The sequence below is a fragment of the Pseudomonas duriflava genome (assembly GCF_007830155.1).
Classification (GTDB): domain Bacteria; phylum Pseudomonadota; class Gammaproteobacteria; order Pseudomonadales; family Pseudomonadaceae; genus Chryseomonas; species Chryseomonas duriflava.
The window spans coordinates 452,764-472,568 of the sequence record NZ_VLKY01000001.1; the positions used below are offsets into that span (position 1 = coordinate 452,764).

At 54.0% G+C, this 19,805-nt stretch carries 19 protein-coding genes and 1 pseudogene; 13 read left to right on the top strand and 7 right to left on the bottom strand.

The window, feature by feature from the left end; all coding sequences use genetic code 11:
* Window positions 1-20: 20 nt before the first annotated feature.
* Together IQ22_RS02125 and dapE are read right to left on the bottom strand one after the other, a co-directional pair.
* Complete coding sequence (locus tag IQ22_RS02125; protein WP_145137327.1) at window positions 21-827, bottom strand: putative RNA methyltransferase; 807 nt, start codon at window positions 825-827, stop codon at window positions 21-23.
* Entirely contained in the window at window positions 824-1,963 is a 1,140-nt protein-coding gene (gene dapE, locus IQ22_RS02130; protein WP_145137330.1) for a succinyl-diaminopimelate desuccinylase, read from the bottom strand. Before dapE ends, IQ22_RS02125 begins: the two co-directional genes overlap by 4 nt.
* A gap of 131 nt (window positions 1,964-2,094) precedes the next feature.
* On the opposite strand from dapE, the gene tcdA reads away from it, so the two are divergent.
* Window positions 2,095-2,898 (top strand): tRNA cyclic N6-threonylcarbamoyladenosine(37) synthase TcdA, encoded by an 804-nt coding sequence (gene tcdA, locus IQ22_RS02135; RefSeq protein ID WP_145137333.1) that lies wholly within the window; start codon window positions 2,095-2,097, stop codon window positions 2,896-2,898.
* Between the two features lie 34 nt (window positions 2,899-2,932).
* Here tcdA and mltF read toward each other — a convergent pair whose 3' ends face one another.
* Complete coding sequence (gene mltF / locus IQ22_RS02140; protein ID WP_145137579.1) at window positions 2,933-4,408, bottom strand: membrane-bound lytic murein transglycosylase MltF; 1,476 nt, start codon at window positions 4,406-4,408, stop codon at window positions 2,933-2,935.
* 180 nt (window positions 4,409-4,588) lie between these two features.
* On the opposite strand from mltF, the gene purL reads away from it, so the two are divergent.
* Both purL and IQ22_RS02150 read left to right on the top strand, forming a co-directional pair.
* Window positions 4,589-8,488 (top strand): phosphoribosylformylglycinamidine synthase, encoded by a 3,900-nt coding sequence (gene purL / locus IQ22_RS02145; RefSeq protein WP_145137336.1) that lies wholly within the window; start codon window positions 4,589-4,591, stop codon window positions 8,486-8,488.
* Window positions 8,489-8,652: 164 nt separating this feature from the next.
* Entirely contained in the window at window positions 8,653-8,970 is a 318-nt protein-coding gene (locus IQ22_RS02150; protein WP_145137339.1) for a YqfO family protein, read from the top strand.
* 3 nt (window positions 8,971-8,973) lie between these two features.
* Here the strand turns inward: IQ22_RS02150 and IQ22_RS02155 are convergent, their stop codons facing one another.
* Window positions 8,974-9,477, bottom strand: a complete 504-nt coding sequence (locus tag IQ22_RS02155) for a L,D-transpeptidase family protein (protein WP_145137582.1) — start codon at window positions 9,475-9,477, stop codon at window positions 8,974-8,976.
* A 99-nt stretch (window positions 9,478-9,576) separates the two neighbouring features.
* Window positions 9,577-10,119: an NUDIX hydrolase gene (locus IQ22_RS02160; protein ID WP_145137342.1), complete on the bottom strand. Its 543-nt coding sequence runs from the start codon at window positions 10,117-10,119 to the stop codon at window positions 9,577-9,579.
* 114 nt (window positions 10,120-10,233) lie between these two features.
* On the opposite strand from IQ22_RS02160, the gene IQ22_RS02165 reads away from it, so the two are divergent.
* The 3 genes from IQ22_RS02165 to purT all read left to right on the top strand — a co-directional run bounded on the left by IQ22_RS02165 (window position 10,234) and on the right by purT (window position 12,330).
* Entirely contained in the window at window positions 10,234-10,827 is a 594-nt protein-coding gene (locus tag IQ22_RS02165; protein ID WP_145137346.1) for a CoA pyrophosphatase, read from the top strand.
* Window positions 10,828-10,923: 96 nt separating this feature from the next.
* Window positions 10,924-11,118, top strand: a complete 195-nt coding sequence (locus IQ22_RS02170; RefSeq protein WP_145137349.1) for a DUF1289 domain-containing protein — start codon at window positions 10,924-10,926, stop codon at window positions 11,116-11,118.
* Between the two features lie 30 nt (window positions 11,119-11,148).
* On the top strand, window positions 11,149-12,330 hold the full coding sequence (gene purT, locus IQ22_RS02175) for a formate-dependent phosphoribosylglycinamide formyltransferase (RefSeq protein WP_145137352.1): 1,182 nt from the start codon (window positions 11,149-11,151) through the stop codon (window positions 12,328-12,330).
* A gap of 45 nt (window positions 12,331-12,375) precedes the next feature.
* On the opposite strand, the pseudogene IQ22_RS02180 reads toward purT, so the two are convergent.
* Both IQ22_RS02180 and IQ22_RS02185 read right to left on the bottom strand, forming a co-directional pair.
* Window positions 12,376-13,686 (bottom strand): annotated as a pseudogene (locus IQ22_RS02180) (MFS transporter).
* 239 nt (window positions 13,687-13,925) lie between these two features.
* The gene (locus IQ22_RS02185; RefSeq protein WP_145137356.1) at window positions 13,926-14,726 is read right to left on the bottom strand and encodes a cytochrome C assembly family protein; all 801 of its coding nucleotides are present in this window, start codon (window positions 14,724-14,726) and stop codon (window positions 13,926-13,928) included.
* Between the two features lie 134 nt (window positions 14,727-14,860).
* On the opposite strand from IQ22_RS02185, the gene ffh reads away from it, so the two are divergent.
* The 7 genes from ffh (at window position 14,861) to xerD (ending at window position 19,761) form a co-directional block, all read left to right on the top strand.
* The gene (ffh, locus tag IQ22_RS02190) at window positions 14,861-16,237 is read left to right on the top strand and encodes a signal recognition particle protein (protein WP_145137359.1); all 1,377 of its coding nucleotides are present in this window, start codon (window positions 14,861-14,863) and stop codon (window positions 16,235-16,237) included.
* A 158-nt stretch (window positions 16,238-16,395) separates the two neighbouring features.
* Window positions 16,396-16,659: a 30S ribosomal protein S16 gene (gene rpsP, locus IQ22_RS02195; protein WP_145137361.1), complete on the top strand. Its 264-nt coding sequence runs from the start codon at window positions 16,396-16,398 to the stop codon at window positions 16,657-16,659.
* 5 nt (window positions 16,660-16,664) lie between these two features.
* Complete coding sequence (rimM, locus tag IQ22_RS02200; protein ID WP_145137364.1) at window positions 16,665-17,204, top strand: ribosome maturation factor RimM; 540 nt, start codon at window positions 16,665-16,667, stop codon at window positions 17,202-17,204.
* Between the two features lie 3 nt (window positions 17,205-17,207).
* A complete protein-coding gene (trmD, locus tag IQ22_RS02205; protein ID WP_145137367.1) occupies window positions 17,208-17,951 on the top strand; it encodes a tRNA (guanosine(37)-N1)-methyltransferase TrmD in 744 nt (247 codons plus the stop codon).
* A gap of 45 nt (window positions 17,952-17,996) precedes the next feature.
* The gene (gene rplS, locus IQ22_RS02210; RefSeq protein WP_145137370.1) at window positions 17,997-18,347 is read left to right on the top strand and encodes a 50S ribosomal protein L19; all 351 of its coding nucleotides are present in this window, start codon (window positions 17,997-17,999) and stop codon (window positions 18,345-18,347) included.
* An 88-nt stretch (window positions 18,348-18,435) separates the two neighbouring features.
* Window positions 18,436-18,855 carry an acyl-CoA thioesterase gene (locus tag IQ22_RS02215; RefSeq protein ID WP_145137373.1) on the top strand — a complete coding sequence of 140 codons (420 nt, stop codon included), beginning with the start codon at window positions 18,436-18,438 and terminating at the stop codon, window positions 18,853-18,855.
* Window positions 18,856-18,870: 15 nt separating this feature from the next.
* Complete coding sequence (gene xerD / locus IQ22_RS02220) at window positions 18,871-19,761, top strand: site-specific tyrosine recombinase XerD (RefSeq protein ID WP_145137376.1); 891 nt, start codon at window positions 18,871-18,873, stop codon at window positions 19,759-19,761.
* Window positions 19,762-19,805: the final 44 nt, after the last annotated feature.

Sequence of the window (19,805 nt, forward strand, 5' to 3'; positions counted from 1 at the left end):
ACAGTTCTCAAGGCAAGTAATCAGGTCCGGGTAATCCAATCGTAGCGTACGGCAACAGTAACCTCTAAGGGTTCGGCTAGCACACGCTCACGTCGTTCCGCATTTACCCGCCATCCATGAGGAGTCATGGACAGCAGGTCGGACCGCGCCTCACGGCTGGTCAGATTCAGCCGGAAGGATAAGGACTCGCTTTGTGCCAGGCCTAGTTCGGCTGGCAGACTTTGCAGGTGCTTGGCTTCATCATAGTCGCGTACCTCGTCATAAAGCCGTTGTCTCAACTCGATCAGGTGTTCGCGTGCAGGGCCGAGGCGAAGTATTCCACCGCCCGGTGCAAGCAGGCGTAAGGCTTCAGCCCAGTCGATAGGGCTGAATACACTGGTCAGGAGCTGACAGCTGGCCGGCGGTAAGGGAATACGAGCCATGCTTGCCACCATCCAGGTTAGCTGAGGCGCTTGGCGGCAGGCGCGGCGTACGGCTTCACGAGAAATATCCAAGGCATAGCCGTCCCGGTGAGGAAGGGCTTCGGCCAGTCGTGCGGTATAAAAACCCTCTCCGCAACCAATATCCACCCAACAGGCCGGGTCTCTTTCATGTGCTAATCCGGCCAAGCGCTCCGCCAGCGGAGCGTAATAGCCTGCACCAAGAAAACGTCGGCGTGCTTCTACCATTTCGGCATTGTCACCGGGGTCCTTGCTCTTCTTATGCTGAACGGGCAAGAGGTTTAGATAACCCTGGCGAGCGCGGTCGAACCGGTGGCCTTGCTCGCACATGACGCCTTGTTCAGCAGTGGCCAGGGGTAGGGAGCAAAGAGGGCAAATCAGCTTCATGCAAGCAACCGTACCAGTGTCTGGTAATAAACATCTGTCAGCAGATCTAGATCGCTAGCGAGTACGCGTTCATTAACCTGATGGATCGTGGCGTTTACTGGGCCAACCTCAACAACCTGAGTTCCTAACGTGGCGATGAAGCGACCATCGGACGTACCGCCGCTGGTCGAAGCTTCCGGGGTCCGGCCCGTAATCATCTGAACGCTGGACGAAATAGCATCCAGCAGCTCGCCCGGTTCGGTAATGAAGGGTAGACCCGACAAGGCCCAATCGATATGCCAATCCAGTTCATGTTTGTCGAGAATTGCTTCGACCCGTTGCTTTAACCCTTCCTCGGTTGATTCAGTTGAAAAGCGGAAATTAAACAACGCCTGTAGCTCACCTGGAATGACATTGTTAGCTCCGGTACCCGCATTCAGATTGGAGATCTGGAACGTTGTTGGCGGGAAAAAAGCGTTGCCTGCATCCCATGACTCGGCAGCCAACTCGGCCAGGGCAGCCGCAGCCAGATGAATCGGGTTGCGCGCTAGGTGAGGGTAGGCAACATGGCCTTGCTTGCCGCGAATAGTCAGCTTGCCGTTCAAAGAGCCGCGCCGGCCATTTTTTACAACGTCTCCGAGTAGGTTCGTGCTGGACGGCTCTCCCACGATGCACCAATCCAGCCGCTCGCCACGGGCCCGCAGGCGCTCCACAACAGCCCGGGTGCCATGCAACGCAGGGCCTTCCTCATCGCTGGTAATCAGAAAGGCAATAGCCCCTTTATGGTCAGGATAATCGGCGACGAAACGCTCGACTGCTACAATCATACTGGCCAGACTGCCTTTCATATCAGCCGCTCCGCGACCACGTAACATGCCATCGCTATCGATCGTGGCATCGAAGGGCCCCTGTTGCCAGGCCTCGACCGGTCCGGTCGGCACCACGTCGGTATGTCCGGCGAAGCATAAGACGGGCCCATCGTTGCCGCGTCGAGCCCAGAAATTGTCCACGTCCTCGATACGCATGGGTTCAAGAGCGAAACCGGCAGCCTCTAGACGTTGCATCATCAGGGCCTGGCAGCCTTCATCTACCGGCGTGACGGAGGGGCGGCGGATCAGCTCGCAGGCAAGCGAGAGCGTCGGGGTAAGGGTGGTCATGGACTTATCCTGGAGCAGAAGGCATAAAAGTACCTATGGTAAAGCAAAATGCACGGCAGAACGTCGGCTTCGGTTATCAACAAGGCAAGTTCAGGGCTCTATACTGAGCAGCTCGTTGAGTGAGAGCCTTTATGAATATTGATCAGCAACGCTTCGGTGGCATTACTCGCCTGTATGGTAATGAGGCGCTGGAGCGCTTAGCAGCCAGTCATGTAGCCGTTGTCGGAATTGGTGGCGTCGGTTCCTGGGCTGCCGAGGCCCTGGCACGCAGTGGGGTAGGGCGAATTAGCCTGTTCGACCTGGATGATGTCTGCATTAGCAATACGAATCGTCAGATCCACGCGCTGGAAGGGCAGATCGGCCGCGCCAAAGTTGATGTCATGGCGGAGCGTATCCGAGCCATTAGTCCGGCGTGCGCCGTGCATGCTGTGGCAGATTTTGTCACGCGAGAAACCATGGCTGACTACATCACCAGCGATATTGACCTGGTGCTGGATTGTATCGACAGTGTCGCGTCCAAGGCGGCGCTGATTTCTTGGTGTAAGCGTCGCAAGATCAACATTATTACGACTGGTGGTGCAGGTGGTCAGATCGACCCTACCCAGATACAGATTGTTGATCTCAACCGCACTTACAATGATCCCTTGGCCTCGCGAGTGCGCTCGCTGCTGCGACGCGACTATGGATTTTCCCGTAATCCGACACGGCACTACAGTGTGCCTTGTGTGTTCTCTACTGAGCAGCTGCGCTATCCCAAACCGGATGGTACGGTTTGTCAGGCTAAAGGCTTTGTGGGGGAGGGGGTACGGCTGGATTGTGCGGGCGGATTTGGTGCCGTGATGATGGTGACTGCCACGTTTGGCATGGTGGCAGCTGCCAAAGCGGTAGACAAGCTAATTGCAAAGCCCCTAAACCTAAAACAGTCTGACCCCTGAATTAGCAGGTGAGCAAGGACGAAGAGTAAGAGGCTTACAGCTCTTGCTCTTCGGGTTGCTTTTCAGTGACGCCAGGCAAATGCATCCCGCTCTTGGCCAGCTGGGAGCCCTCCATTTGCGGTTGGGTTACCCAGGTAAGAATGTCGTAATAGCGCCGTACGTTTTGTACGAAGTGAACGGTCTCACCGCCTCGGGCATATCCGTAGCGGGTCTTGCTATACCATTGTTTCTGGCTAAGCCGCGGTAGCATGCGCTTTACGTCCAGCCAGCGGTTGGGGTTCAATCCTTCCGCTTCAGCCATTTTGCGTGCGTCGATAATATGTGCTGCGCCAATGTTATACGTCGCTAAGGCAAACCAGGTGCGGTCCGGTTCCTTGATGCTTTCAGGCAGTTGATTGCGGATCTGGTTGAAGTAGCGTGCCCCGCCTTCAATGCTTTGAAGCGGATCGAGTCGATTGGCTACACCCATGGCTTGGGCGGTATCGTTGGTTAGCATCATCAAGCCACGTACCCCTGTTTTTGACGTGGCATCCGGTTGCCATAACGACTCCTGATAGCCGATGGCGGCTAGCAGTCGCCAATCCAGATTGCGCTGCTGAGCTGCCTTACGAAAGTGCTTTTCATACAGAGGAAGGCGCTGCTGTAAGTGTTGGGCAAAAGTATAAGCTCCTACATAGCCCAGAACGTCCACATGCCCATAGTAACGCTCCTTGAGCTGTTGCAGGGTGTTGTCCTGTTTGGCCTTGTCGAGAAAACTATTGATGGCTTTCATCAAGGTGCCGTCTTCCTGCTTTCCTGTCATCCAGGCCAGGCTCTGGGTATCACCTAAGTCAAAGGCTACCCGCACGTTGGGGTAGTACACCTGATTCATGGCCAGCTCGTTGGAGTCCACAAGCGTAAGATCGATTTGTCCTTCATCAACCATCTTGAGGAGGTCCGCTACTTCGACCTGATCGGACTCTTCGTAGCTCAACTCGGGCTTTTGCGCTTTGAGCGCTGCCAGCTGTTCGGCTTGACTGCTACTCTTCAGCACCATGATGCGCTTTCCTATAAGATCATCAGCCTTCGTAGGGCGGCGCGTGCCGTTGCGATAGATAACCTGTGGTACTACGTCCAGATAAGGATGGGATGTATTGACGTTATCCTGCCGGCTCGGGCTCGGTGTTAAGCCGGCCGCAGCGAGATCTGGTCCATCCTTGCTGTTCAAACGATTGAATAGATCGTCAAGATTATCCGCCGTCTCGATCTGCAGCTTTAACCCTAGCTCAGTAGCGAAACGCTTCACCAGTTCGTATTCAAAACCGGTATCACCATTACGATCTTGGAAATATGTGGCAGGGCTATTACGAGTAATAACGCGTAAAACGCCCTCCTTCTGTATCCGCTCCAGGGTTGTCGGCTGTACGGGAGGAGCCTCTTCGGGCTCTTCGCACCCCTGGAGCAACAGAAAGATTACGGTCGCCATGATCCAGGCGATTCGTTTCAGGCAGAGCGCATGCTTGGCAAACATTCGTGCAGTATACGCAAAGCCAGTCAAGTGCCATACCAGGCGATCGATACATAATTTCGATTGGCCTGAGGCGGTTTGCCGCAGTAAGCACGAACCTTCATCGCCTAAAGGTGTCTCCGCGAGTGCTTTGCGCTAGAATATGCAGCCCCGAAATTCCCCTAGCCCCGAGGCTGTCCTACGATGCTGATCCTGCGCGGCGCTCCCGCTCTCTCTTCATTTCGTCACGGCAAACTGCTCGACCAACTAACCCGCAAGGTGGCGGGCGTTACCGGCCTTTACGCCGAATTCGCTCACTTCGCCGAAGTGGTTGGCACCCTCACCGATGACGAGGAGCGCGTACTTGAACGCCTGCTCAAATATGGTCCGAGTGTGCCCGTTCAGGAGCCGGCCGGTCGCCTGTTCCTGGTAGTGCCGCGTTTCGGCACCATTTCGCCCTGGTCCAGCAAGGCGACCGATATCGCTCATAACTGCGGCCTTGCCAAAGTCGAGCGAATCGAACGCGGTATTGCTTATTACGTGGCCGGTAGCTTCTCAGAAAGCGATACACAGGCCCTTGCAGCTCTTCTGCATGACCGCATGACCCAGCTCGTATTGAGCGGACTGGATGAAGCCGAGGGGCTTTTTAGTCATGCTACCCCCAAACAGTTGACTGCAATCGATATCCTTGGTGGTGGTCGTGCTGCGCTGGAGGCTGCCAATGTAACCCTGGGTCTGGCGTTGGCTGATGATGAAATCGATTATCTGGTTAGCAGCTTTACCAGCCTAGGGCGCAATCCGCACGACATCGAGTTGATGATGTTCGCCCAGGCAAACTCTGAGCACTGTCGTCATAAGATCTTTAATGCCAGCTGGGATATCGATGGCGAAAGCCAGGAAAAGTCCTTGTTTGGCATGATCAAGAACACTTATGAAATGAATCGTGAAGGAGTTCTGTCCGCATACAAGGATAATGCTGCCGTCATCGAGGGCTTTACGGCGGGCCGCTTCTACCCTGATCCGGAAACGCGGCAGTACAGCGCGAATCAGGAGCCGGTTCATATCCTGATGAAGGTGGAAACGCATAACCACCCAACTGCAATCGCTCCGTTCCCTGGCGCGTCTACCGGCTCGGGCGGCGAGATCCGCGATGAGGGTGCGACTGGTCGTGGTGCCAAGCCAAAGGCAGGCCTGACGGGCTTCACCGTCTCCAATTTGAACATTCCTGGTTTCGAGCAGCCTTGGGAAAAAGCCTATGGCAAGCCCGAGCGCATCGTGACGCCGTTGGACATTATGATCGAAGGCCCACTGGGCGGTGCTGCGTTCAACAACGAGTTTGGCCGTCCGGCGCTGGCAGGTTACTTCCGTACTTTCGAGCAGGCGGTTGAAACTCCGCGGGGCGAAGAAGTCCGGGGTTACCATAAGCCAATCATGCTGGCCGGCGGCATGGGTAATATCCGCGCCGATCATGTGCAGAAAGGCGATATCTCGGTGGGCGGCAAGCTGATTGTCCTGGGTGGTCCAGCCATGCTGATTGGCCTGGGCGGCGGTGCGGCTTCGTCGATGTCTACAGGTACAAGCTCTGCGGACTTGGATTTCGCCTCGGTACAGCGCGAAAACCCTGAGATGGAGCGTCGCTGTCAGGAGGTGATCGACCGCTGCTGGCAGATGGGTGATAAGAACCCCATCACCTTCATTCATGACGTAGGTGCGGGCGGTCTGTCCAATGCCTTCCCGGAACTGGTCAACGATGCTGGTCGTGGCGGTCGTTTCGAGCTGCGTAACGTGCCGAACGATGAACCCGGCATGAGCCCATTGGAGATCTGGTGTAACGAGTCTCAGGAACGCTATGTGCTTTCCGTGGACGCTGAGAATTTCGAAACCTTCAAGGCTATCTGTGAGCGCGAGCGCTGCCCGTTTGCGGTCGTTGGCGAGGCCACTGAAGAGCGTCGTCTTACCGTGGCCGATAGTCACTTTGAAAACAATGCTGTCGATATGCCGCTGGATGTCCTTTTAGGCAAGCCGCCGCGCATGCATCGCTCGGCTATCCGAGAGGAAGCGTTAGGTGATGATTTTGACGGGGCAGGACTGGACCTCACGGAAGCGGTTGAACGCGTTCTGCGCCATCCGGCTGTCGCTAGCAAAAGTTTCTTGATCACGATTGGCGATCGAACCATCACTGGCCTGGTAGCACGCGATCAGATGGTAGGCCCCTGGCAGGTTCCGGTAGCAGACTGCGCTGTAACGGCTACCAGCTATACCGTCTATACCGGTGAGGCCATGGCCATGGGCGAGCGTACTCCTTTGGCATTGCTGGATGCGCCAGCCTCTGGCCGCATGGCTGTGGGTGAAACGCTGACCAATATCGCGTCGGCTCGTATCGAGAAGATCAGCGATATCAAGCTGTCCGCTAACTGGATGGCTGCCGCGGGTCATCCGGGTGAAGACGCCCGCCTGTACGACACTGTAAAAGCAGTGGGCATGGAGCTGTGTCCAGCGCTGGGTATCACTATTCCAGTGGGCAAGGACTCTATGTCCATGAAGACGCGCTGGGAAGATAACGGTCAAGACAAGAGCGTGACCTCACCGCTGTCGTTGATCGTAACCGGCTTCGCCCCGGTTCAGGATATTCGCCAGACCCTGACGCCTGAACTGCGTCTGGACAAAGGCGAGACTGATCTGATTTTGATCGACCTGGGCCGTGGACAGAACCGTCTGGGTGGCTCAATCCTGGCGCAGGTACATCAGAAGATGGGTCGCCTGGCTCCGGACGTTGATGACGCAGAAGACCTCAAGGCTTTCTTTGCGGTCATCCAAGGACTGAACAGAGACGGCCTGGTCCTGTCCTATCATGACCGTTCCGATGGCGGCTTGATCACTACGCTGGTCGAAATGGCCTTTGCTGGCCATTGTGGTTTGGCGCTCAAGCTGGATGCGTTGGCAGCGACGCGCGATGAGCTGGTTCGTGCCTTGTTTGCCGAAGAGCTGGGTGCTGTGATTCAGGTACCGCAAGGCTTTACATCTGAGGTCTTGGCTCAGTTCAGTGCAGCTGGCCTTGAGGAGTGCGTGGCTGTTATTGGTCAGCCGGTCAATGGCTACGACGTTACTATTACGTACAACGAGCAGAGTGTATTCAAGGCGGAGCGCCGTTTGTTGCAACGCATCTGGAGCGAAACCAGTTACCAGATCCAACGCTTGCGTGACAATGCCGAGTGTGCTCAGCAGGAATACGACGCGCTGCTGGAAGAAGATAATCCCGGTCTGACAGCTAAACTGAGTTTCGACCCGAACGATGATATCGCTGCTCCATACATCAAGACGGGTGTGCGTCCTCAGGTAGCCATCCTTCGCGAGCAAGGCGTCAACGGTCAGGTAGAGATGGCCGCGGCGTTCGACCGAGCAGGTTTTGCCTCGGTAGACGTGCACATGAGCGATATCCTGGCCGGTCGCGTCGACCTGAACAGCTTTAAAGGTGTAGTCGCCTGTGGTGGCTTCTCCTATGGAGACGTTTTAGGGGCTGGCGAGGGGTGGGCCAAGTCCATTCTATTTAATGCCCGGGCTCGGGATGCGTTCCAGCAATTTTTCGAACGTACTGACAGTTTCACACTAGGCGTTTGCAATGGCTGCCAGATGGTATCCAACTTGCGTGAGCTGGTGCCGGGAAGTGAGTTCTGGCCTCGCTTCGTGCGTAATCGCTCGGAGCAGTTCGAGGCGCGTATCGCCATGCTGCAGGTACAGGAGTCGCCGTCTCTGTTCTTTGCAGGAATGGCAGGCTCTCGTATGCCTATAGCTATTGCTCATGGTGAAGGTCATGCTGAGTACAAAGATGCCGCTGCGCTGCAAGCGTCGGACGCCTCGGGCACTGTGTCGTTACGCTTTGTCGACAACCACGGACGTGTGACCGAGACCTATCCAGCGAATCCCAATGGCTCGCCGCTGGGTATTACCGGCTTAACCAGCCGCGACGGTCGCGTCACTGTCATGATGCCGCACCCTGAGCGTGTCTTCCGTGCGGTTCAGAACTCGTGGATTCCACGCGACTGGCAGGGCGAAGATGGCGGTTGGATGCGTATGTTCCGTAACGCACGTGTCTGGGTCGATTAAGACCTGCTCGTGTTCACCTTGTTAATGTGAGCGATTGCCCTCCGTGACGATTAAATTGTCCCGGGGGGCTTTTCTTTGAAGGAATATCGTTAGAATTCATAAAAAAAAGCGGCACCCTTTCGGGGTATCTTGTCTCGAAAGCCGTCTGTCCGTGGAGAGCCTTAATGTACAAGCTGTGTTTTTATGTGCCTGACAGCCATTTGGACGCTGTAAAGACCGCCGTTTTCGAAGTGGGTGCAGGGCGGATCGGTAATTACGACAGTTGTTGTTGGCAAGTGCTCGGTCAGGGGCAGTTCCGTCCTTTGCAAGGCAGTCGCCCTTATTTAGGGCAGGCTGGCTGGGTCGAAACTGTACCGGAATGGAAAGTAGAGATGGTATGTGACGACACCGTGATTCACGATGCCGTCAAGGCCTTGAAAAAAGCACACCCTTACGAAGTGCCAGCGTTCGATGTCTGGCGTTTAACTGATATGGCTTTTTAGATGTCAGGGTTGGATTTCAATTAGCGTGCCATCCTTGACCAATGTCCATACTTCTTGCATGTCCGCATTAGTCAAGGCGATGCAGCCGTTCGTCCAGTTGAGCGATGAAAAATACCATTCTGGATATTCCTCATCCAAAGGGGTGCCATGGATCATGATCATGTTGCCAGGCGGTACGCCTTGCTCCTTGGCGCGAGCCACATCCCGGGCGTTGGGATAGGAAATGTGCATGGCCAAATTGTACTTATCACTTTTCTTGCGCCAGTCAATCCAATAAAAGCCCTCTGGAGTTCTCTGGTCCCCTTCACGCAGTTTCGGTCCCTTTGGATATTTACCAAGTGAAACCCGGTAGCTTTTGACGACATCTCCTTTGCTGAGCAGCTCCAGGCGGTTCTGGGATTTCACTACAAGTACCTTGTCGATGGTACGTCCACTAAGAGTAACTGTTGTGCTTGCAGCGCCTAAGGTAGTGAATGCAAGACAATAAAAAGCGACCAGCCAATACATCCAGCGCATGTGAAAAGTGATCCCCAGCTAAACGACTGCAATAAGCAGCCAAAGCACGTTGCTGTTTTATAAGTGTATAGGAATAGTTACGACTACTGATCAGCGCTCTGGCATGGGAGCCATGCCTTCATGATGGACACTGTAATAGCCGTTTCGCCGATCAGCGAAATAGCATTCTAGGGTACGTGCAATAGCTGGGAAAGCAAGTGACGACCAAGGGATATCGGCTTCCTCAAAAAGAGCAGTTTCCAGGCTTTCTTCGCCCGTCCCGAAAAGGCCGTCTCGCAGTTCTCCTCGGAAAAGCATATACACCTGGTTGATATGAGGCAGGTCGAACAAAGCATACAGTTGTAGGTTGATCACCTGAGCGCAAGCTTCTTCCCGGGTTTCTCGAGCTGCCGCCTGCTCGATGGTTTCTCCATTTTCCATAAAGCCGGCTGGTAACGTCCAAAAGCCTCGGCGTGGCTCAATTGCCCGACGGCACAGCAATATTTTGTTTTCCCAGATAGGTAAGCATCCTGCAACGATGCGAGGGTTTTGATAGTGCACAGTATGGCACTGTGTACATACATGACGAAGGCGCGAGTCCCCGGCAGGAATGCGTTGTGCTAGAGCGCCGCCGCAATAATTGCAGAACTTCATAATGCCTCCTCGGTAATCTCGCCATCTTGCGAGGTGCTTATTCAACGTGCAAGAGGGTTGGGCAAGCTGGATATTCCATGCCATGATGCTTGAATGTAAGCGCGTGGAGAAAGCATCGTGGATGAATTGCTCCATCGATTGCGGAGCTATAAGCCGCGTCATCTGGAGATTGATCGTTCCTATCCGGAAGCCGCTGTGTTGCTGCCGATTATTCGTGGCGATGATCCAGAACTGGTACTGACATTACGTGCCAGCCATTTGTCTACCCATGGCGGAGAGGTGGCGCTACCAGGTGGCCGGCGCGATCCTGAAGACCCCAGCCTTATTCACACAGCTCTGCGTGAAGCCTATGAAGAAATTGGGCTACCGCCGGGGCTTGTCGAAGTTGTAGGGCCGCTGAGTCCATTGATTTCCCATTTCGGGATCAAGGTTACGCCGTATGTTGGCCTTATCCCTGAGTTTATAGATTACACACCCAATGACGCTGAGATTGCGGCTGTGTTTACGGTACCGCTAAGCTTTCTTTGTGAGGTGCCGCCCGATGTGACGCCTCGTATGGATGAGCAGGGTAGGTGTTGTTATGTTCCTAGTTATCAGTACGGGGAATACCGGATCTGGGGGCTTACGGCAGCCATTATCGTCGAGCTGGTCAATGTACTTTATGATGCAGATATCTCTCTGTATAAACCGCCAGGACCGTTGTGCTAGTTCACGCTCTTTAAATGAGTGAAAGGCTGGTAGGTTTGGCGAGCGGAGCGAAAGCAAAATGTGCACAATGCCGCCCTGATGTCCGAGAGCTGAAGCATGTCCAACAAAGAGGAAAAGCCGGTTCGTTCGCCCTGTGTTCAGGTCTGCCTGCTAGATGAGGCTGATATTTGTACGGGATGCCAGCGAACTGCCCAGGAAATTTCCTATTGGGGGCGCATGACTAACGCCGAGCGGCGTGAGACCTTGCAGCGTTGCGATGAGCGTGCACGTGCAGCCGGGCTCTATTTCTAACGCACCATAACCTGTATTTGAGGAGCCTACATGACCCGAATCGGAACTCCATTATCCCCTACGGCAACACGCGTTCTGTTGTGTGGCTCTGGTGAGCTCGGCAAGGAAGTCGTGATCGAGTTACAACGCCTGGGTGTGGAGGTCATTGCTGTCGATCGTTATGCAAGTGCGCCTGCAATGCAGGTCGCTCATCGCAGTCATGTCATTAATATGCTCGATGGTGTGGCGTTGCGTGCCGTAATCGAGCAGGAGAAGCCACACTATATCGTGCCGGAAATCGAGGCTATTGCTACAGCTACTTTGGTTGAGCTGGAGAGCGAAGGCTATACCGTGGTGCCAACAGCCCGGGCCGCACAGTTAACTATGAATCGTGAAGGCATTCGTCGCCTGGCTGCCGAAGAGTTGAGGGTTCCAACGTCGCCTTACCATTTTGCCGATACGTTTGAAGAGTATGCGGCTGCGGTTGCCTCTGTAGGAATGCCTTGCGTAGTCAAGCCGATCATGAGCTCCTCCGGGAAAGGGCAGAGCGTTATCAAAAGCCAGGATGATATCCAGGCGGCTTGGGACTATGCGCAAGAAGGTGGTCGTGCAGGTAAGGGACGCGTTATAGTCGAAGGCTTCGTCGACTTCGATTATGAAATTACACTGCTAACAGTGCGGCATGTTGACGGTACGTCTTTTTGTGAACCTATCGGACACCGTCAGGTAAAAGGAGATTACCACGAGTCTTGGCAGCCGCAGGCTATGAGCCCCAAAGCCTTGGCTGAATCCGAGCGCATTGCCAAGGCGGTGACCGAAGCGTTGGGTGGCCGTGGACTTTTTGGAGTAGAGCTATTCATCAAGGGTGACGAAGTCTGGTTTAGTGAAGTGTCGCCGCGGCCCCATGATACTGGATTAGTTACGCTTATCTCCCAGGATCTGTCTGAGTTCGCTTTGCATGCACGGGCCATCCTAGGGCTGCCTATTCCTGTTATTCGCCAATTCGGCCCCGCTGCCTCTGCGGTACTGCTGGTTGAAGGAAATTCCACTCAAGCGCAATTCGGTAATTTGCAGGCAGCCTTGAGTGAGCCGGACACCTCGCTACGCCTGTTCGGCAAGCCTGAAGTAGCTGGGCAGCGTCGCATGGGGGTGGCCTTGGCGCGAGATGCGTCTATCGAGGCGGCCCGCCGTAAGGCTGTTGCTGTTTCTCAGGCTATTGACGTAAGCCTGTAAGCTTTCGATATGACCTGGCTCTTGCCAAGAGCCAGGTTGCAATCTTCAAAGATCCTGGTCTCGGGTCTCTTTCAGGCACAATATTGCGATAAGGCTGATTAGCGCGGCGGCCGATACATAACCTCCCACCCAGCTTAGGCCCCCCGTGTCCGCCAAGCGTTGCGCAATATAAGGCGCTACAGATGCGCCCAGAATACCGCCCAGGTTATATGCTGCTGAAGCTCCGGTGTAACGCACAGAGGTCGGAAATATTTCTGGTAGGAATGCGCCCATGGGGGCGAAAGTCATTCCCATCAAGAACAATTCGAGGACAAGGAATAAGGCAACGCCTATGCTTGAGCCTTGGGTCAGTAGCGGCTCCATAGTAAATCCGGAAAGCAAGGCTGCTATAGCGCTGTAGGCTAGAACCGGTTTACGTCCGAAACGATCCGCCAGTCAAGCGGATAAGGGAGTCGCTAAGGCCATGAACACTACGGCAAAACATAAGAGGCCCAGGAAGCGTTCACGGCTATAGCCTAGTGTTTTGACACCATAACTAAGCGAAAAGACTGTTGAGATATAAAACAGCGCATAGCACACCACCATGGCTAAAGCTCCCAACAGCATAGGGCGCCAATGCTTGGTCAGGGCCTCGGTCAGAGGAAGGCGTACCTTTTCCTGGCGCGCCATGGCCTTGGCGAACACAGGTGTTTCAGTAAGCTTGAGTCGGACATAGAGCCCTACCATTACTAAGGCAGCACTCAGGATGAAAGGAATGCGCCAGCCCCAATCCTTAAACTGCTCGTCAGTTAGTGTTAGGGCTAACGTGAGAAATAACCCATTGGCTGCAAGGAAGCCAATAGAAGGGCCTAATTGGGGAAACATGCCAAACCAGGCGCGCTTGTGTTTAGGTGCATTCTCAGTAGCCAGCAGCGCAGCTCCGCCCCATTCGCCGCCTAAGCCTAATCCTTGCGCAAACCGAAGGAGGCAAAGGAGTGCAGGTGCCCAGCCGCCAATACTGGCATAGCCAGGTAGCAAGCCGATCAGCGTGGTTGAAACGCCCATCAGCAAGAGCGAGGCAACCAGTGTGGATTTTCGCCCAATACGATCACCGAAATGTCCGAACAGGGCTGAGCCCAAGGGGCGAGCCAAAAAAGCAATGCCAAAGGTAACGAATGCACTAAGTGTCTGAGCAATGGCCGATGTTTGTGGGAAAAATACGGGTCCAATGACCAGTGCGGCAGCCGTTGCGTAAACATAGAAATCATAGAACTCGATGGCAGTGCCGATAAAGCTGGCGGTTGCAACACGGGCTGGAGAGTTTGCAGGCACAGGCGTTGCTGTTTGTTCTGAAGTATAAGAAGCGGTGACAGTCATATAGTGGCCCAGACAAATGTTGTTATAAGGTCTGGTTCGGTTGCGGAGTCCGGGTAGGAGGCAAGGCGATCATTCTGTGCGGATGCGAAACACGACCTGTTATAGAGGTGATCCATGCCGCAATAGGGTGGTTGGGGCAGGAACGCTTAGCTGGGTAAGCAATAAAGATTATGGACAAGCCTCGACTGGAGCATCAAGGCTTGTGAGTGGGAAAAGGCGAAAAATCAATCGCTTTCTAGTCAGACGTGCAAAATAAATTCACGCACCAATTTACTGCCGAAATAGGCAAGCATTAACAGGCAGAAGCCTGCCAGTGTCCAGCGAATGGCAGTATGTCCGCGCCAGCCAAGGCGGTTCCGCCCCCATAGCAGCACGCCAAAAAGTATCCAGGCTAAACAGGAAAGAATCGTCTTATGAACCAGATGCTGGGCAAACATATCTTCCAGAAACAACCAGCCTGAGATCAGCGAGAGGGACAATACGGCCCAACCGGCCCACAGGAAGCCAAATAGCAGGCTCTCCATAGTCTGTAGCGGTGGAAAGCTGCGAATAAGTCCTGAAGGATGCTTGTTTTTAAGCTGGCGGTCCTGCACGAGCAGCAGCAGGGATTGAAAGACGGCAAGAGTCAGAAGGCCATAGGCTATGATCGATAGCAGCACGTGGGTCAGAATGCCTGGTGTGATATCGATTGGTTGTACGGTGCCGGCAGGTACAAACTCCGCTAGAAGAGCAGTAATGGCCCCTAGTGGATAGATAAGAATCAGTAGGGTATGCAGTGGCATTCGCACGCAGCCCAGCAACATTAGAAAGATGGTGACAGCAGCAATCAGGCTGGACGCGTCGAAGAAATCTAACGACAGGGTCGTTGGTAGAATCAGTTGGATGAGCAGTGCTATGCAGTGACTAATAAGAGCCACGATGCCGGGTGCCACGAGAAGCGCTGTATTAGGGCGTCTGCGGCCAGCCAGGCAGAGGCCTTGGTAAACCATCGCAGCAAAATAGAAAGCGGCAGCCGCTAAAGTAGGAAGAAGGGATGACATAAATCCAGGATCAAGGAATCCAAAGGACTGAAGTTTGGCACAGAAGGTTGTATGGGCGGAAGCCTGTCGACAGTGCCAGGCTCCTGCCTCTTCGGTATACTTCGCGATCTGCCGCCAGTCTTGGACGCATTTCCATGTTTGAAAACCTGACAGATAGACTTTCCCAGAGCCTCCGCCATATTACTGGTAAGGCTAAACTGACTGAAGACAACATCAAGGACACGCTGCGCGAAGTCCGCATGGCGCTGCTTGAGGCGGATGTCGCCCTACCTGTCGTCAAGGATTTCGTCAATAAGGTCAAGGAGCGTGCCGTAGGGACCGAAGTTTCAAAAAGCCTAACCCCCGGCCAGGCGTTCGTGAAGATCGTACGGGCCGAGCTTGAAGAGCTGATGGGCGCGGCTAATGAGGACTTGGCACTCAACGTCTCGCCGCCAGCCGTGATTCTAATGGCTGGTCTGCAAGGGGCAGGTAAGACCACGACGGTTGGTAAGCTGGCTCGATTTCTAAAAGAGCGCAAGAAGAAAAGTGTTCTGGTCGTGTCGGCTGACGTTTACCGCCCGGCGGCTATCAAGCAGCTGCAAACCTTGGCCGATGATGTAGGTGTTGCCTTCTATCCGTCCGATATCAGCCAAAAGCCCGTAGCGATTGCTGAAGCGGCGGTACGCGAGGCAAAGCTAAAGTTCATTGATGTAGTGATCGTGGATACCGCAGGGCGCTTGCATATCGATGCTGACATGATGGCGGAGATCCAGCAGGTTCATTCGGCTATCAAGCCGGCCGAAACCCTGTTTGTTGTCGACGCGATGACCGGTCAGGATGCTGCCAATACTGCTAAGGCCTTTAATGACGCGCTACCGCTAACAGGTGTTGTACTCACTAAGGTGGATGGCGATGCTCGCGGCGGTGCTGCCCTTTCCGTGCGGGCTATTACAGGGAAGCCGATTAAGTTTTTAGGGATGGGAGAGAAAAGCGAAGCGCTTGATCCCTTCCATCCCGATCGTATCGCCTCTCGTATTCTCGGTATGGGCGATGTACTAAGCCTTATCGAGCAAGCCGAGCAGACGCTGGATAAGGAAAAGGCCGACAAACTGGCCAAAAAGCTTAAGAAAGGAAAGGGCTTTGATCTAGAAGACTTTCGTGATCAGCTTCGTCAGATGAAAAACATGGGCGGTCTAGGATCGCTAATGGATAAGTTGCCGACGATGATGGGTGGGGTCAACCTATCGCAGATGGGTAATGTTCAGGGCACGGCTGAAAAGCATTTCAAGCAGATGGAAGCCATCATCGACTCGATGACGCCTGCCGAGCGGCGCGACCCTGAGATGATAAGCGGATCGCGCAAGCGTCGTATTGCCATGGGCTCCGGTACCCAGGTTCAGGACGTAGGGCGCTTGATAAAACAGCACAAGCAAATGCAGAAAATGATGAAAAAGGTTACGGCCAAGGGCGGGTTGTCCAAGCTCATGCGTGGCATGGGAGGCATGTTCCCGGGCGGTATGCCAAAGCTTTGATGGGAGTTAGGTTGAGGCTGGAAACGCGTCGACCTATCATCCGTTGGGGAAAAAGAGTTTGCAATCGCTTGGATTATCCTTAAAATATGCGGCCTTTCGGGCCTGAGGCCCAGCGTGCGCAACGTTTGTAAAGCACCGACTACAGGAACAGAGTTCACATGTTAACCATCCGTCTTGCCCGTGGTGGCTCCAAGAAGCGTCCCTTCTACCACCTGACCGTGACCAACAGCCGCAACGCCCGTGATGGCCGTTTCGTTGAGCGTATCGGTTTCTTCAATCCGGTTGCTGCCGGTAACGAAGTACGTCTTTCCGTTGACACCGAGCGTGCTAACTACTGGCTGAGCCAGGGCGCACAGCCGTCTGAGCGTGTTGCTCAGCTGCTCAAGGATTCCAAGGTCAACGCTGTTGCAGCTACTGCCTGAAGATCATGAGTCAGACGCCTGCACCTTTAGAGGACTTGGTTGTTCTCGGTAAAATCGTTTCGGTGTATGGCGTGCGCGGTGAGGTGAAGGTCTACTCCTTTACCGACCCGTTGGACAACCTGCTGGACTACCCTAACTGGATACTTCGTCGAGAAGGGAATGTTCGGTACATGAGCGTGGCAAGTGGCCGCCTACATGGAAAGGTCCTTACTGCCAAACTCAAGGGTCTGGATGATCGTGAAGAGGCTCGAGCCTTAGCAGGGTTTGAAATCTGCATTCCTCGGAGCGAGCTTCCGGATTTGGATGAAGGCGATTACTACTGGTATCAGTTGGAAGGGCTCCGGGTGATCAATCAAGACGGGCAATGGCTCGGTATGATCGATCATATGCTGGAGACTGGTTCAAATGACGTCATGGTGGTCAAGCCGTGTACGGGTAGCCTTGATGATCGCGAGCGTTTGCTTCCTTATATTTTGGAGCAATATGTTCTTTCGATTGATCTGGCTGCCGGTGAAATGCGAGTGAACTGGGACGCGGATTTCTAATCCATGCGTGTCGACGTCATTAGCATTTTCCCTGAAGTATTCACGGCCGTTCGTGATTTCGGTATTACCGGTCGTGCGGTCAAGCATGGGCTTTTACAGCTCAACTGCCTGAACCCGCGGGACTATACCGAGGATCGACATCGAACTGTGGACGACCGACCCTTCGGAGGTGGTCCGGGCATGGTGATGAAGATCCAGCCGCTGGAGCGAGCATTGAATGATGCGCGCAGCCAGGCCGGTGCTTCGGTGAAGGTGATTTATCTTTCGCCACAGGGGCGTCAGTTGACGCAACAGGGCGTAAAGGAGCTTGCGAAAGAGGAACATCTGATCCTTATCGCAGGACGTTACGAAGGCATCGATGAGCGTTTTATCGAAGCGCATGTCGATGAGGAATGGTCGATTGGTGACTATGTGCTATCGGGCGGCGAGCTGCCGGCCATGGTGCTGATCGATGCGGTAACGCGGCTACTGCCTGGAGCGTTGGGGCATGTAGATTCTGCCGAGCAGGATTCGTTTACGGACGGTTTGCTCGATTGCCCGCACTACACCCGACCTGAGGTGTATGCAGGACAGCGCGTACCCGATGTATTGCTTAGTGGTAATCATGAGCATATCCGGCGCTGGCGTTTGCAGCAGTCCCTTGGAAGGACCTATGAACGTCGGGCTGATCTTCTGGAAAGACGCTCGCTTTCTGGAGAAGAGCAAAAGCTGCTGGCGGAATATCTTCGTCAGCGGGACGATAGTTAACGTATCGATGGCAGGTCTGACGGCTTGTCTTAGGAGCACAACAGTATGACCAACAAGATTATTGCACAGCTTGAAGCTGAACAAATGAACAAGGAAATCCCGGCTTTCGCGCCTGGCGATACCGTAATTGTTCAAGTAAAAGTAAAGGAAGGCGACCGTCAGCGTCTGCAGGCCTTTGAAGGCGTTGTGATCGGCAAGCGTAACCGCGGTCTGAACAGTGCTTTCACCGTTCGTAAAATTTCTAACGGTGTAGGTGTAGAGCGTACCTTCCAAACGTATAGCCCCCTGATCGATAGCGTCAGCGTCAAGCGTCGCGGCGATGTTCGCAAGGCCAAGCTGTACTACCTGCGTGAGCTGTCTGGTAAGGCCGCGCGCATCAAGGAAAAGCTGGTTTAATCCAGCGCTTCCCAAAAAAAGCAGCCCTAGGGCTGCTTTTTTTATTGTTCTAGCAAAACCCTTTTCTAAGTCGCTTCATTGAGGTTGTATGACGCCACGCGAACAGGAAATAGCGCGCCGCACTTCGCTTTCGGAAACTCGTGTAGCCAAGACGATATTCCCGTCTGATACCAATCATCACCACACCTTGTTTGGTGGTCAGGCCATGGCCTGGATGGATGAAGTATCGTTTATCACTGCTACACGGTTTTGTCGGCTTCCCCTTGTTACGGTGTCGACGGATCGAATCGATTTCAATCACCCTATTCCAGGCGGATCGATTGTTGAGTTAATCGGTCGGGTCATCAAGGTTGGAACCACAAGCATTAAGGTACAGGTCGAGATCTATTTGGAAAGTATGTACTGCGAGGGGCGAGAGCTGGCAATCGCGGGTGCTTTCAGTTTTGTTGCGCTCGATGAGCAGAAGCGCCCCGTACCGATCCTTCCTCATTATCCCATCGAACGCTAGGGTTGAAAGTTCGCTATGCGCGACCATCCTTTCATTATTCGCTTTCTCGATGCCTTATGGCTGGAGAAAGGACTTTCCGAGCATACGCGCAGCGCTTATCAGAATGATCTGAGTCAGTTCGATGCATGGTTGGGCGAACAAGGTATTTCCTTGGAAAATGCTGGGCGGGATCGCCTGTTGGATCATTTGGCCTGGCGATTAGATCGCGGATATAAAGCGCGCTCGACTGCCCGTTTTCTTTCCAGTGTGCGCAGTTTCTACCGTTATGCTGTTCGTGAGGGGTGGGTAGAGCAGGATCCTACCTTGCAAGTTGATCTGCCAAAGCTGGGCGCGCCGCTGCCTAAAAGCCTGTCGGAAGCTGATGTCGAGGCGCTGTTGGCCGCACCTGATACCGACGATCCTTTAGGTATGCGGGATCGAACCATGCTTGAGGTGTTGTACGCTACTGGTTTGCGGGTGAGTGAACTGGTAGGGCTTACGCTTCAGCAGCTTAATCTGAGGCAGGGGTCATTGCGTGTATTCGGCAAGGGAAATAAAGAGCGCTTAATTCCCTTGGGTGAAGAAGCTATTGCTTGGCTTGAGCGTTACCTGCGTGAAGCGCGAGGTGCATTGCAGAACGGACTGGCAACGGATGTGCTTTTTCCAAGCCTCAGAGGCACAGAGATGACGAGGCAGACTTTTTGGCATCGTATCAAGTTGCATGCCCAGACAGCAGGAATCGATAAGCCACTTTCTCCTCATACGTTGCGACATGCCTTCGCTACGCATCTTCTTAATCATGGTGCGGATTTACGGACAGTACAGATGTTGCTGGGGCATTCCAGTCTGTCTACAACTCAAATTTATACACATATTGCCCGTGCCCGCTTGCAAACCTTGCATGCACAACACCATCCGCGTGGTTAAGCTTGGTCAAGCTGCTGTGGTAGGCTGGCGATACTTTCACAGGA

Bases quoted from the DNA above. Each gene is read 5' to 3' on its own strand.
- IQ22_RS02170 (WP_145137349.1), top strand. From the start codon at position 10,924: ATGTCCAACAAAGAGGAAAAGCCGGTTCGTTCGCCCTGTGTTCAGGTC.
- mltF (WP_145137579.1), bottom strand. From the start codon at position 4,408: ATGTTTGCCAAGCATGCGCTCTGCCTGAAACGAATCGCCTGGATCATG.
- rpsP (WP_145137361.1), top strand. From the start codon at position 16,396: ATGTTAACCATCCGTCTTGCCCGTGGTGGCTCCAAGAAGCGTCCCTTC.
- IQ22_RS02160 (WP_145137342.1), bottom strand. From the start codon at position 10,119: ATGAAGTTCTGCAATTATTGCGGCGGCGCTCTAGCACAACGCATTCCT.
- dapE (WP_145137330.1), bottom strand. From the start codon at position 1,963: ATGACCACCCTTACCCCGACGCTCTCGCTTGCCTGCGAGCTGATCCGC.
- IQ22_RS02155 (WP_145137582.1), bottom strand. From the start codon at position 9,477: ATGTATTGGCTGGTCGCTTTTTATTGTCTTGCATTCACTACCTTAGGC.
- ffh (WP_145137359.1), top strand. From the start codon at position 14,861: ATGTTTGAAAACCTGACAGATAGACTTTCCCAGAGCCTCCGCCATATT.
- tcdA (WP_145137333.1), top strand. From the start codon at position 2,095: ATGAATATTGATCAGCAACGCTTCGGTGGCATTACTCGCCTGTATGGT.
- xerD (WP_145137376.1), top strand. From the start codon at position 18,871: ATGCGCGACCATCCTTTCATTATTCGCTTTCTCGATGCCTTATGGCTG.
- purT (WP_145137352.1), top strand. From the start codon at position 11,149: ATGACCCGAATCGGAACTCCATTATCCCCTACGGCAACACGCGTTCTG.
- rplS (WP_145137370.1), top strand. From the start codon at position 17,997: ATGACCAACAAGATTATTGCACAGCTTGAAGCTGAACAAATGAACAAG.
- IQ22_RS02125 (WP_145137327.1), bottom strand. From the start codon at position 827: ATGAAGCTGATTTGCCCTCTTTGCTCCCTACCCCTGGCCACTGCTGAA.
- trmD (WP_145137367.1), top strand. From the start codon at position 17,208: ATGCGTGTCGACGTCATTAGCATTTTCCCTGAAGTATTCACGGCCGTT.
- rimM (WP_145137364.1), top strand. From the start codon at position 16,665: ATGAGTCAGACGCCTGCACCTTTAGAGGACTTGGTTGTTCTCGGTAAA.
- IQ22_RS02150 (WP_145137339.1), top strand. From the start codon at position 8,653: ATGTACAAGCTGTGTTTTTATGTGCCTGACAGCCATTTGGACGCTGTA.
- IQ22_RS02215 (WP_145137373.1), top strand. From the start codon at position 18,436: ATGACGCCACGCGAACAGGAAATAGCGCGCCGCACTTCGCTTTCGGAA.
- purL (WP_145137336.1), top strand. From the start codon at position 4,589: ATGCTGATCCTGCGCGGCGCTCCCGCTCTCTCTTCATTTCGTCACGGC.
- IQ22_RS02185 (WP_145137356.1), bottom strand. From the start codon at position 14,726: ATGTCATCCCTTCTTCCTACTTTAGCGGCTGCCGCTTTCTATTTTGCT.